Raw genomic sequence first — 12,945 nt, 5'->3', positions numbered from 1 at the left:
TTAGCTCTGCTTAAAATAGCCAAGTTTATTATTTTTTCGTAAGGTACGGTTGCGGCGCTAAAGTTTCCGCTGGAAATAGGAACACAGCTTAACTCTCTGCCTTTGGCGTCTAAAAACAGCGCGACAATATATTCTTCTGTTCTGCCGATAAACTTATCCTGAAAATATTCGCCAAGCATATCCCTGGTGATAACCTGTCTTTTCTGCCTTTTGTCGTCGATGTAAATACGGGAAATTTTCGGAATCATACTGATAAATACGGCGGCGTTTTTGCTCAAACCAAAATCCATAAGCTGACTTATACTCGCATCAAAAACGCCTGCCAATGAACCGAAGTGGTCTATTAAACGGTGCGCTAATGGATTGGTGTCAACTCTGGGAACGGCATAAAAGAGTATCATCTCCAAGACCTCGTGAGGCTCAAAGATTTCAAGACCAAACTTTATGTATTTGTCTTTCATTCTTTCTCTGTGACCGCCGTGCTCATGCTTGTATGCCATATGCGCACCCCCGTTCTTATTTCATGACAATATAATCGAAGCGGAATAACCTCGTTATCCCGCTCCAAAGTAATTTTTAATTATTTAAGATATCAAACCTTACGGCTGCCTGGCTTTACAAGCTCAATCTTGCCCTCTTTGCACAAAGGACAATTCTCAGGCTCCCAAGACTCAACCTCAACGCTGATAACAGCCTTGAAAGGAACGCCGAAATCAATTTTGCCGCCTGTTCTGTCAACGATAGAACCGATACCAACAACATCAGCACCTGCAGCCTTAACAAGCTCCAAAACTTCCTTAACGGAACCGCCGGTTGTTACAACGTCCTCAACCAAGAGAACCTTCATGCCCGGTTTTACCTCAAAGCCTCTTCTGAGAGCCATTTTTCCGTCTGCTTCTCTCTCTGCGAAGAAGTTTTCGCACTTGAGATGACGGCTAACCTCGTAAGCCATCTGAACAGCGCCCATAGCAGGTCCGATAACAACTTCTACGCCCTCAGAGCCAAACTGCTCTGCCAAAGCTGCGCAAAGTTCCTCGCTGTACTTTGTATTTCTGAAAATCTTAGCACACTGAAGATACTTGTTGCTGTGTCTGCCGGAAGTAAGTCTGAAGTGACCCTCAAGCAAAACGCCTGCTTCTTTAAGTATTTCAATAACTCTTTCATTGCTTATCATGTGAAATTACTCCTTTTTACAAGTAAATTTTTCAAAATTATAATATCATATAATTAAATCTTTGTAAATAGATTTTTCGTCCATATGTAAAAGTAAACGAAAAAACAACACGGCATTGCCCTGCAATACCGTGTTGAAAGGAGTAAAAGTATGTTTTGTTGGTTTTAAATGTTTCCCTGTTACGATTATAATTATACAGATAGAATATGTTGATTTTTTGAAGAAACATTTAAACTTATGTGAATTAAATCAAATCATCTTCTGAAGAACCAGAGCTTTTTCCAAAGCGCCGTCTATTTTAAGCTTTCCGAAAGTAAAAGCTGTAATAGGGTTCATCTTTCCTTTTGCAATCTTCAAAAGAGTATCGGCAGAGCATGTAAACTGTACATCTCTGTCGTTATATGAATAAGGCTCAACAATAACCTTACCGTCCTTTATCTCAGCATAAAATGTTCCTGCGCCCTCGCCGGTCATGTTAAACTGAAAAGCCAGGTGCTCTTTAATCTCGCTTACATCAGCTTTCAAAAACATTGATTTGATTTCTTCAAAAACTTCCTGAAATGTCATACGTATCAATCCTTTCATAATAGAAATACAATCCTTTTTACCATACACGAAGGTTTCCCTTCACCTGTATTATACCATATCTGCATATACAGGTCAATTATATATAAATATATGAAAATCAATATGACAAACTGTCATGCAAAAAGGAGACCCGAACATTGTCGAATCTCCTTGTAATTTTTCTGTTAAATTTGCTACTGGGTCGTTTCAACCTTTGACACCGTTACGTTTGCGTTATAGGTTCCGTAAACCCAGACATAACCGCTGTTCTCCGGAATTTCAATTTTCACCGGCATTTCCGACGTTCCTATAACAATTCCCTCTGTCATCTCTGACCAGTCAACATAAGCCACCAAATCTTCGCTGGTGATAGAGCTCAGAGCTTCCTCGGTACCGATAAGCTGAACATCAAGCTGTTTCAGCGGAACATCCGCCGTATAACCGTCCGGAATATTCTTCTTTTCAAACTGGGTTACCGTATAGGTTTGCATAGAAAGGCTGCTGAAATCAATGGTAACTGTTACCGTATTTATATTGCTTATATTCCTGCATGAGGAAGGAACTGCAACCTGCACTTCCACAGTGTGAACACTGTTGTCATAGTTTGAAATATCGATAGGCTCAACCGGTATAGAATCCAGATTATTCATAACCGAAGCATCTCCTGCAACTCTGATAGTTGAAGGTTCAACAGTTATATATTTACTTAAATCCAAATCGCTTGGAACGCCCTCCGGCGGAACAACAATTGGAAGTTCCTTTTCAGGTTCAACAATAATTGTAACCGCAGTGGAGGTAACACTCATGGACAAGTCGCTGTTATTTATAACATCTCCGTCCTCATCCAAAAGTATAATATCGCCGGTAAGTTCTCTGGTTTCGGTGATAGTTCCGCTTATAGTATCCCTGACAACCGCCTTTGACACCTTGGAAACCACACTTTCCGGGCCTGAAACCACAACAGAAGTATCCCCTAAAACACTTCTTGAATAATATCCGCTGTCTACCTTATAGACTATCTCGGAAGTTATATCCAAGGTTTTTTCCTGGTATCTGTCCACATTTACAACAATAGTTGAGGGCGATACCGCAGAAGAAAACTCATAGTCCGATTTTACACCGGTTTTGCTTGCGGCTAAGGGCAGAGTGTAAGTGCCGGCAGTTGTAATACTGCTTGTCTGCTGGGCCTTAATCTGAATATCCGATTTTGTAAGTGAACCCACAATCATTCTATTTCCGGTAACCGAAACAGAGGCGGTGACATGATCCAATCCGAATATCTGATATCCGTTATCTATAGCTTCCTGAGAAAGTTCAACAGTGACAGGTATATCAGAAATTGTTTTAGTAAACTCGCTTCCGCTGCTGAAGCTCATTCCAATCCAGAGAAAAACCGACAACAGAACAGAAATCAAAATAAGAAACTTATCACTCTTTAAGAACTTTCTCATTTATCGTTCCCCTTCCTTTTAGTGAACAGGGACAAAAAGTCCGTTTTGTCGTTATCCTCTTTTATAAGCAGAGTTTCAAGCTCTTTGATAAGCTCGTCCCTGCTGTAATCTCTTCTCAAAACACCGTTTATAGCCAGCGAAATTGTTCCGGTTTCCTCAGAAACCACCAGTACAACTGCGTCTGACTCTTCACTCATACCGAGGGAAGCTCTGTGTCTTGTTCCGAGATTTACGTCTACATCTTTATTCTTTGTAAGAGGAAGTATACATCCTGCGGAATGGATAATTCCGTCTCGGATAATACATGCTCCGTCATGTAAAGGCGCTTTGTTAAAGAATATATTGCCAAGCAGTGCAACCGACGTAGATGCGTCTAAAATTGTGCCTGTTGCGGCAATATCAGAAAGCATTGTTTCACGCTCAAAAACAATAAGCGCACCTGTTTTTGTACGGCTGAATATGGCTGATGTATCAGCAACATCCACAATAGCCTTTTTTACACGTTCTCTCCACTCGTCACCTTTTGCGGGCTGAATGAATTTCAAGGATTTTCGAGAAATTTTGCTTCGTCCTATCTGTTCCAGCGCCTTTCTGATTTCAGGCTGAAAAATAATTGCGATAAGGATAACCGCAAACTCGAAGAACATTTTTAATAGCATGTTCAGCATGTTCAGACTGAACACTGCGGAAAGGAAATAAACCACAAGCAGAACAATTATACCCTTTAAAAGCTGTTCCGCTCTTGTTTCCCTAACCAGCTTAAACATACTGTATATGATAAACGCAATAACCGCTATATCCAGAAAATCTTTAAATTCAAAAGTCCGTGAAATGGAGAAGAAATTAGAAAACCATTCCTGCAAAAACTCCATAATAATCCCCCAAGACTTGCATAAATAGCGGCGAAAAGCTGCAAAATACATTCAAACAAACATAAAATGAACAACATCTATGTAGCAGGCTTGAAAAAACCTGCCTTTTTAAGCTTTCCCGCCGTTACTATAATTGTATCACAATATGAAAGGATTGCAAGATAAAATCTGTTATTTTTCAGATTTTTTTCAGTGCTTTTATTAAGAATTCACAGTTGGAATAATCGGTAAAAACAGAAGGGCAAATTCTTACAGTTCCCGTATTCTCCGTACCCATGCTGATATGGGCAAGTGGAGAGCAGTGAAGTCCGGCACGTGCGGCAATGTTAAATCTTCTGTTGAGAATTGCCGCTGTTTCCTCTGAGCTTTTTCCTTTTATATTAAATGAAAGTACCGGCACATGATAATTCAAATCCGGCTTTTGCGTATATAAAATTATATTATCATTCTGACAGAGCATTTTGTAAACTCTTGAAAGAAAATTCATTTCGTGCTTAAAAATATTTTCCGTTCCTTTAAATTTCACAAAATTAATTCCTGCGCCAAGACCGCAGATTCCCGTAAGATTTGGAGTTCCGCTTTCAAATCTGTCCGGAAGAAAATCCGGCTGTTCCAGACTCAGAGAACTGCTTCCTGTTCCCCCTTCTTTTAAAGGCATTGGAACAGTATCACAGTTTATAATCAAAACACCTATTCCCATGGGGCCGTAAAGGCCTTTATGTCCGGATAAACATAAATAATCTATGCAGTCGCCTTTTACGTCAATAGGCAAAACACCGGCAGTCTGAGCTGCGTCAACGCATATTTTTATTCCGTACTGGTGGCACAAAGCCGCAAGCCTTTCAACAGGAAGCCTAAGCCCGAAAACATTTGACCCGTGAGTACATACCACAAGTCTTGTGTGGTCGTTAAACTTATTTCTGAAATTGTCCAGAGTTTTGTCATGGTCACATTCGCAGACCTCTGCCACATCATAAGTTATAACTCCCTCTTTTTTCAGTCTTTCAAGAGGTCGAACAACGGAATTGTGCTCAAGAGAAGATATAACCACATGGTCGCCCTTTTTCAAAATTCCCTTTATAACCGTATTCAGTGATTCTGTACAGCCGGATGTAAAAATCACATTTTCCGGTTCTCCGGCGTTAAAAAACTCCTGAACCTTTTCTCTCACCTCAAAAACCGCCTGAGATGACTGCATAGCTGCATTGTGTCCGCCTCTTCCCGGATTTGCGCCGAACTTTTTGAAAGAATTGCAGACGCTTCTTATAACATTTTCCGGCTTTGGAAATGTTGTGGCGCAGTTGTCCAGATAGATCATTTCCTCACCGTTCTTTCAATTACCTTTATATTGTAATTGGCAAGGATTTCTTCGGCATCCTGAATTTTATCCGGTATATACAAACCGTATCCGCAGGACTGACCGGCTTTTTCAATGCTTACCCTTTCAACATAAGCGGTAATACCGTGTTTTCTCAAAATATCTCTTCCCTTCATAGCGTATGTTATGGTGGAAAGTACAAGTATATTATAGTTCAAAATAACACCCCATTAAAAAATTATTGTTCACTTATATAATATGTAGACAGGCTATTTCTGCCACACCGCAAAAAGATATATGCGCCTGTCTTGAAAATAATAACTTTTTTGTGATATAATTATTTATTATAATAATATAAACGGTTCATTAACAGTAAACGAGGTTATAGGAATTATGAAGAGAGTCGAAAACAGCCTTGACACAAAACAGGTATTGACTGTGGTAGAACGATACAGCAATGCTCTGAATTTACTGGATGCATATGACCATCAGAACATGAAGCGTCCAGACGGTACAAAAGCAACCTATGTTTTGACATATGAGGAATGTCGCAAGGTTATTGATGAAATGAAGTTTAGCGACACAAGTTCTCTGTTCGGAAACGAAAAAGACGATTCCTTTAAAGGAAGTATAGGCGCTGTTTATCAATGCTTCGGCGGTGCAGAATTATATCCCACTTTAGAAGAAAAAGCTGCTAACTTATTATATTTCGTAACCAAAAACCACAGCTTTTCTGACGGAAATAAAAGAATAGCGGCGACAATGTTCCTTTATTTTCTCGATAAAAACAATGCATTATTCAGAGACGATAAAAAACTAATTGATGACCACACCTTAGTTGCATTGACGATTATGATTGCCCAGTCAAATCCAAAAGAAAAAGAAATGATGATAAGCGTAATAATGAATTGTATGAATTTATTCTAATAAATCCAAATTTCAAAGAGGTACAAAGTATGACAAAAGTGATGTTTATCTGCCACGGCAATATTTGTCGGTCGCCTATGGCTGAATTTTTATTTAAGGACATGGTGGAAAAATTAAACCGAAAAGATGAATTTATAATCGCCTCCTGCGCCACCAGCACAGAGGAAATCGGAAATCCCGTTCACCATGGCACAAGAGAGATACTTTCAAAGCTGGGAATTTCCTGCAAAGGAAAATATGCCGTTCAGCTTACAAAAGCCGATTACGATAAATACGATTATTTCATTGTTATGGACAGCAACAACATGCGCAATACAATGAGAATATTCAAAACCGACCCTGACAAAAAGGTTTACAAGCTTCTTGATTTTGCAGGCGGCGGAGATGTTGCAGACCCTTGGTACACAGGAAATTTCGATGTTACATACGACGATATAACAAGAGGTTTAAAGGGATTTTTAAAGCATATAGACAAACAAAAATAACGGAGTTCTGATATATATGGCAAAGACAAAATACAACAAAATCTATCACGAGTTAAAAATGAAAATTGAGGACGAGGAATACCGACACGGCGACCTTATCCCCTCTGAGTCAGTTTTGGTTGCAGAATACGACTGCTCAAGAAATACCGTAAGACGAGCCATAGCCGAACTGGTGTCATTGGGCTATCTTCAAAGCATAAAGGGCAAGGGCGTGCGTGTTATTTACCAGCCCGACGAGCCTTCTTTCTATTCTCTGGGAAAAATCGAATCCTTTAAAGAAGCTGCAATACGCAACAGAAAGAATGTTGTAACAAAAATACTTCTCTTTAAGGAAATCACCGTTGACGAACAGCTTCACAAAAAAGTCCCATTTGAAGTAGGTGCAGAGGTTTATTATCTGCAAAGGCTGAGATTTATAGACGGAAAAGCTTCAACAATCGACCACAACTATTTTCTGAAATCCGTAATGCCCGGCTTTAATCAGACCATAGCAGAACATTCCATATATGAATATCTTGAAGACATACTTCATGTTGAAATTGTAAGCACAAGAAGAATTGTAAAGGTCAAGAGAATAAACAAGCTTGATGAGGAAAACCTTGAGCTTAACGGAGCAAACTGTGTGGCGGCTGTTGAAAACTACACATACAATTCCGACGGCATTATGTTTGAGTTTACGGAATCAAGACACACACCGGATGACTTTGTATTCTATGACAGAGCCCACCGAGTAAAAGAGCTTATGGACTTTTAAATTCGGTAATTTTTTTAATTTTATATCTCGATTTACAAAAAATTCCTTTATAAAAATGAATGTTACAAATTTCTCCACAGTGAATTGACAGCCTGTGGAGTATTTTTTTGCCGATTAACCTGTACCGATTTATAAAATAGGTTAATTTAATAATAACAAATTAAAATTCTAAATTTGGTTATTATGTAAAAGTCAATGGTAATAATAAATAAAGTCATAGCAGGTATTTTTTAATATAATTTGTCCTTTTTCGGTTGACAACCTGTTTGAACAACTGTATAATATAGACAAGATTTAAAACTTGTTTAAACAACGTGCAACTTATATGAACAAGTTTAAAAAGACAGGAGGTTATTCTTAATGGCAAAGTACGAAAAAGAAGTTAAAGAACTGCTTGAGTATGTAGGCGGCAAAGAAAACATAGCGTCCCTTATGCACTGTGTTACACGACTCAGGTTTGTTCTCAAAGACGAATCAAAGGTAGACATCAAAAAAATCGAAGCACTGCCCACAGTAAAGGGTACATTTACACAGGCAGGACAGTTCCAGGTAATCATCGGCAATCAGGTTTCCGAATTTTACAAGGAATTTGCGGAATATGCAGGAATCCAGGCGGTTTCCAAAGAAGAGGTTAAGCAGGCGGCAAAACAAAATCAGAATTTAGCTCAAAGAGCTGTTTCAAACCTTGCGGAAATTTTTGCTCCTCTTATCCCGGCAATCATCGTTGGCGGTTTGCTTTTGGGCTTTAGAAGCGTTATCGGCGACATCTACATGCTCAACGACGGAACAGCAACACTGAAAGACGTTTATCCATGGTGTCAGGGACTTTACGATTTCCTCTGGCTCATCTGCGAAGCGGCTCTTCACTTCCTGCCAATAGGTGTTGTTTGGAGTATAACAAAGAAGATGAAGGGTACAGAAATCCTCGGTATCGTTACCGGTGTTACACTTGTTTCTCCTCAGCTTATCAACGCATATCAGGTTGCAACAGCTGAAAATATTCCGATTTACGACTTGGGAATTTTCCAGATTGAAAGAATCGGTTATCAGTCACAGATTATCCCTGCAATCCTTGTAGGCTTCACACTTGTATATCTTGAGAGATTTTTCAGAAAAATCACACCTCAGTCAATACAGATGATAGTTGTTCCTTTCGGAGCACTTGTTCCAACAGTATTCCTTGCCCACGCAGTTTTAGGCCCTATAGGCTGGCAGCTTGGCGAATGGATTTCACAGGGCGTTGCATGGGGCTTCCAGTCCTCAGTTGGCTGGCTCTTCGGCGGACTTTACGGTCTTTTCTATCCGGTGCTTGTTATCACAGGTCTGCACCACACAATGCTGGCAATCGACCTTCAGCTCTGCGCAGACCCGGTAATCAACGGAACATACATGTGGCCGATACTTGTTCTCTGCAACATAGCACAGGGTTCTGCATGTCTTGGCTATATCCTCATGAACAGAAAAAACGAAAAAGACAAACAGGTTGCAGTTCCGGCAGTTATCTCCGCATATCTTGGAGTTACAGAGCCTGCAATCTTCGGTATCAATCTTAAATATATTTACCCATTCATCGGCGGTATGCTGGGTTCAGGCATAGGCGGACTTTTCTCAATGTTCTTTGTCTGCAAAGCTTCCAGCGTAGGCGTAGGCGGTATTCCGGGAATTCTTTCCATGAAGATAGAGAGTATCCCAATGTTTGCAATAGCAATGGTAATCGCCCTTGTGCTTCCGGTGCTGTTCACAATGATACTTTCAAAAACAAAGCTCAACAAGTTTGGAAAAGCATAAAACACATCCTTTCTCACAAATATAAATATCGTTTTGACTTAAAGGAGAATAACTATGGAATTTAAAAAACAGACTGTTTATCAGATATATCCAAAATCCTTTAACGACTCAAACGGCGACGGACTCGGTGACCTTAAAGGGGTCACCGATAAGTTGCTTTACTTAAAGGAATTAGGCATAGATTATATATGGCTCACACCGTTTTTTGTATCGCCACAAAACGACAACGGTTACGACGTTGCAGACTACAGAAACATAGACCCACGCTACGGCACAATGGAGGACGCAGAAAACCTTATTTCAGAAGCTGGAAAGCTGGGTATCGGAATAATGCTTGATATGGTTTTCAACCACACCTCAACAGAGCATGAGTGGTTCAAAAAAGCCATGGAGGGCGACCCGAAGTACATGGACTACTACATTTTCCGTGACCCGAAGCCCGACGGCTCCGCACCCACAAACTGGGTTTCAAAGTTCGGCGGAAACGCATGGGAATACGTTCCAAAGTTCAATAAATACTACCTCCATCTTTTCGACAAGACACAGGCTGACCTTAACTGGGAAAATCCACAGGTCAGAGAAGAATTAAAAGACATTTTAAAATTCTGGCAGAACAAGGGCGTTAAAGGCTTCCGCTTCGACGTGGTAAACCTTATTTCAAAGCCCGATGCCTTTGAGGACGACTTCGAGGGCGACGGCAGAAGATTTTACACCGACGGAATAAGAGTTCATCAGTATTTAAAAGAGCTTTGCCGTGACAGCGGACTTAACGAAAACGGAATGGTAACTGTTGGAGAAATGTCCTCCACCACCATTGACAACTGCATAAGATATTCAAACCCCGAAGAAAAAGAGCTTTCCATGTGCTTCAGCTTCCACCATTTAAAGGTTGACTATAAAAACGGAAATAAATGGGAGCTTCAGCCCTGCGACTTTATGGCTTTGAAAAATCTTTTGAATAAATGGCAGATAGGAATGGAGGAGGGCAACGGCTGGAACGCACTTTTCTGGTGCAACCACGACCAGCCCCGTGTGCTTTCAAGATTCGGCGACGATAAGAACTACCCGACAGAATCCGCCGAAATGCTTGCCACAATGATACACCTTATGCGTGGAACACCTTATGTTTATCAGGGTGAAGAAATCGGCATGACAAACGCCTATTTTGAGGACATTTCCCAGTATAAGGACGTTGAAAGCCTCAACTATTTTAAAATACTTAAAGATGAAGGCATACCTGAGGATGAGGTTTACGAAATTCTCCGCTGCCGCTCAAGGGACAACTCAAGAACTCCAATGCAGTGGGACAACAGCGAAAACGCAGGCTTCACCACAGGCACACCATGGATTGAGGTAAATAAAAATTATAAAACAATCAACGCAGATAATGCTGTAAAGAACAAAAACTCCGTGTTCCACTATTACAAAAAGCTTATCGCTCTGAGAAAAGAAAACGACGTAATCGCATACGGCTCATATAAACCTGAAATGGAGGACAACACAAATGTGTTCGCCTATTCAAGAGAATATGAGGGCAAAAAGCTTTTTGTAGTCTGCAACTTTTACGGAACAGAAACAAAAATCTCCCTCCCCGATGAATTTGTGGGAAAAGAGATTTTAATATCAAACTATAAGGATGCAAAGGCAGAAAAAGAGGTAACACTCCGCCCCTTTGAAACCTTTGCGGTAATAAAGTAATATAAAAATTCACTCTCGCCTTTTTTTCAATTATCTCCTATCATAAAAACCGGCTGACATGTTAAAAAATCATGTCAGCCGGTTTATTTTTTAAAGTGACTTTGTCAGAATATTTTCATTCAAGTTCTTATTCAACAGCCCTTGGCTTTTCATAAAAGCTTATCACATTTCCGTGGTCCATTTCTCTTACGGTGTCGCAGAGGTATTCTATGTCGCCCTTGTTGTGGCTGGCAAGGAGGATTGTTTTTCCCTCGTTTCTCAGGTTTAAAAACAGCTCTCTCATTTCCTCCACACCCTCATTATCAAGGCCGTTCATAGGCTCGTCAAGTACAAGGATGTCCGGGTCCTCCATAATGGCCTGAGCAATTCCCAAACGCTGGCGCATACCTAATGAATACTTGTTAACGTGCTTTTTGCTTTTGGGGTCAAGGCCAACCCTCTCCATTGTTTCCATAATTTTTTTATCGTCAATTTTTCTTTTTATACAAGCCAAAAGCTTCAGATTTTTAAAACCGCTGTAATTTGGGAGAAATCCCGGGGTTTCTATGATAAGTCCCACATTGTCCGGTATGTCCGCATCTTTTCCGATAACCTTGCCGGAAACAGTGATTTTACCCGATGTCATTGGCATAAAACCGCAGATACATTTGAAAAGCACGGTTTTTCCGCTTCCGTTTCTTCCGATAATTCCGTGGATTTTACCCTTTTCAAAATTTATACTTACGCCGTTTAAGGCGTTGTTTTCCTTGAATTTTCTAACAACATTTTCAACTTTAATAATAACCTCTGACATTGCTCTCCCTCCTTAATCATGTGGCAATATTTCAACTATGTATCTCTTCATAAATAACCTTGCAATAATAATCAGCGCAATTATTGCAATAAAGAGGAATGTATATGCATACACAAAGCTCACCCTGCCTGTTATTGGGTTGTTGGAAATATTGTCTATTTTACACCAGCAGGTGGGTATTATCTTTTTAAGTACATCCGTAAAGCTTCCCAAGTTGTTGTAAATGCTTGAACCGCCGCCCAAAAACGCAACGAAGAGAGCAAGTCCCGTTCCGAAATATTTAGGCAGTTTCAAATTTAAGGCAAACATCAGCAGGCAAAGAAAAATTGAATTAAGCCAAAACAAGCTTGTTGACAAAAGCGTTGCAATAACAGGAGAGTATCTTCCTATTATTTCCGGTGATACGTTAAAATTCAGAATACTTCCGCTTTCCATTATAAAACCTTGACTTGCAAGCTCTGTGTAAACTCTTCCCCACTGGTCGGAAAGGGCAAACCTGTCGATTATAGGAAGAATTGAAAAAAACACTATTAAAAGCAGGCAGATAAAAGTACCTTTTATTATGTAAACAACCTGACCATAAAACCAAACCGTTCTGCCGCTTCTGGCTATAGTGTAGGGCTGATGTTCGTCCATAAAAGGTGCGTCGCAAAACCAAACAACCACCATCATAAGAAGCATTGCCAAAGTCAAATCTGTATTGAAAATAAAAGGAATAGACCATGGCGATACGCTCAAACCAAGCTCCGCTGACTTATAGCGCACGGTCAAAAAAGCGTCCCACATATGAAAACCCAGCAGGAAAATCATAACCCAGATTTTGGGATTTCTCATAAGCTTTTTCAGGCTCAGCTGAGAAATAAACCAAGCGACCCTAATTTTATTAGCCATAATAAATCCTCCTTTTCGCCTTATTGACAAAAATATAGGAAAAGAGAGTTGTCAGTAAAAGTGTATAAAGCAAAGTTACAAGATACCCGGGAATAGCTATACCGGAATTTAGATGATTCAATGAAAATACGCTGTGTATATACAAATCGCTCAGCGGCAGATAAAGTGAAAAATAACGCACATAATAGACAAGCAGATAAGGCGATACTATTACAAGGAACTTGCTT

General features: G+C 40.1%; 15 protein-coding genes. 5 read left to right on the top strand and 10 right to left on the bottom strand.

Annotated elements, in window-relative coordinates; genetic code table 11:
* The 7 genes from B5F08_RS12745 to B5F08_RS12715 all read right to left on the bottom strand — a co-directional run.
* A partial coding sequence (locus B5F08_RS12745; protein ID WP_087380258.1) for a JAB domain-containing protein occupies nt 1-500 on the bottom strand: 500 nt, incomplete at its 3' end.
* 92 nt (nt 501-592) lie between these two features.
* Nucleotides 593-1,174 (bottom strand): orotate phosphoribosyltransferase, encoded by a 582-nt coding sequence (gene pyrE / locus B5F08_RS12740; protein ID WP_087380255.1) that lies wholly within the window; start codon nt 1,172-1,174, stop codon nt 593-595.
* 249 nt (nt 1,175-1,423) lie between these two features.
* Nucleotides 1,424-1,741 carry an SCP2 sterol-binding domain-containing protein gene (locus B5F08_RS12735; RefSeq protein WP_087380252.1) on the bottom strand — a complete coding sequence of 106 codons (318 nt, stop codon included), beginning with the start codon at nt 1,739-1,741 and terminating at the stop codon, nt 1,424-1,426.
* A 194-nt stretch (nt 1,742-1,935) separates the two neighbouring features.
* Nucleotides 1,936-3,192 carry a CdaR family protein gene (locus tag B5F08_RS12730; protein WP_087380249.1) on the bottom strand — a complete coding sequence of 419 codons (1,257 nt, stop codon included), beginning with the start codon at nt 3,190-3,192 and terminating at the stop codon, nt 1,936-1,938.
* Nucleotides 3,189-4,064, bottom strand: coding sequence for a diadenylate cyclase CdaA (gene cdaA / locus B5F08_RS12725; RefSeq protein ID WP_087380246.1), 876 nt, complete (start codon nt 4,062-4,064; stop codon nt 3,189-3,191). Before cdaA ends, B5F08_RS12730 begins: the two co-directional genes overlap by 4 nt.
* 178 nt (nt 4,065-4,242) lie before the next feature.
* The gene (locus B5F08_RS12720; RefSeq protein ID WP_087380243.1) at nt 4,243-5,382 is read right to left on the bottom strand and encodes an aminotransferase class V-fold PLP-dependent enzyme; all 1,140 of its coding nucleotides are present in this window, start codon (nt 5,380-5,382) and stop codon (nt 4,243-4,245) included.
* A complete protein-coding gene (locus tag B5F08_RS12715; protein WP_087380241.1) occupies nt 5,379-5,600 on the bottom strand; it encodes a putative Se/S carrier-like protein in 222 nt (73 codons plus the stop codon). Before B5F08_RS12715 ends, B5F08_RS12720 begins: the two co-directional genes overlap by 4 nt.
* Before the next feature lie 175 nt (nt 5,601-5,775).
* On the opposite strand from B5F08_RS12715, the gene B5F08_RS12710 reads away from it, so the two are divergent.
* The 5 genes from B5F08_RS12710 (at nt 5,776) to treC (ending at nt 11,034) form a co-directional block, all read left to right on the top strand.
* Nucleotides 5,776-6,309: a type II toxin-antitoxin system death-on-curing family toxin gene (locus B5F08_RS12710; protein WP_087380238.1), complete on the top strand. Its 534-nt coding sequence runs from the start codon at nt 5,776-5,778 to the stop codon at nt 6,307-6,309.
* 29 nt (nt 6,310-6,338) lie between these two features.
* Entirely contained in the window at nt 6,339-6,794 is a 456-nt protein-coding gene (locus tag B5F08_RS12705) for a low molecular weight protein-tyrosine-phosphatase (protein ID WP_087380235.1), read from the top strand.
* A 16-nt stretch (nt 6,795-6,810) separates the two neighbouring features.
* Nucleotides 6,811-7,548 (top strand): UTRA domain-containing protein, encoded by a 738-nt coding sequence (locus B5F08_RS12700; protein ID WP_087380232.1) that lies wholly within the window; start codon nt 6,811-6,813, stop codon nt 7,546-7,548.
* A gap of 360 nt (nt 7,549-7,908) precedes the next feature.
* A complete protein-coding gene (treP, locus tag B5F08_RS12695) occupies nt 7,909-9,336 on the top strand; it encodes a PTS system trehalose-specific EIIBC component (RefSeq protein WP_087380229.1) in 1,428 nt (475 codons plus the stop codon).
* Between the two features lie 54 nt (nt 9,337-9,390).
* Nucleotides 9,391-11,034: an alpha,alpha-phosphotrehalase gene (gene treC / locus B5F08_RS12690; protein WP_087380226.1), complete on the top strand. Its 1,644-nt coding sequence runs from the start codon at nt 9,391-9,393 to the stop codon at nt 11,032-11,034.
* A 127-nt stretch (nt 11,035-11,161) separates the two neighbouring features.
* On the opposite strand, the gene B5F08_RS12685 is transcribed toward treC, so the two are convergent.
* The 3 genes from B5F08_RS12685 to B5F08_RS13435 all read right to left on the bottom strand — a co-directional run.
* Nucleotides 11,162-11,827, bottom strand: a complete 666-nt coding sequence (locus tag B5F08_RS12685) for an ATP-binding cassette domain-containing protein (RefSeq protein ID WP_087380222.1) — start codon at nt 11,825-11,827, stop codon at nt 11,162-11,164.
* A 12-nt stretch (nt 11,828-11,839) separates the two neighbouring features.
* Complete coding sequence (locus B5F08_RS12680) at nt 11,840-12,718, bottom strand: hypothetical protein (RefSeq protein WP_087380220.1); 879 nt, start codon at nt 12,716-12,718, stop codon at nt 11,840-11,842.
* A partial coding sequence (locus tag B5F08_RS13435; RefSeq protein WP_204245207.1) for a hypothetical protein occupies nt 12,711-12,945 on the bottom strand: 235 nt, incomplete at its 5' end. The genes B5F08_RS12680 and B5F08_RS13435, both read right to left, overlap by 8 nt.

The sequence above is a fragment of the Anaeromassilibacillus sp. An172 genome (assembly GCF_002160515.1).
GTDB lineage: Bacteria > Bacillota > Clostridia > Oscillospirales > Acutalibacteraceae > Limousia > Limousia pullorum.
This window is presented reverse-complemented; position numbering and strand designations above follow the sequence as displayed.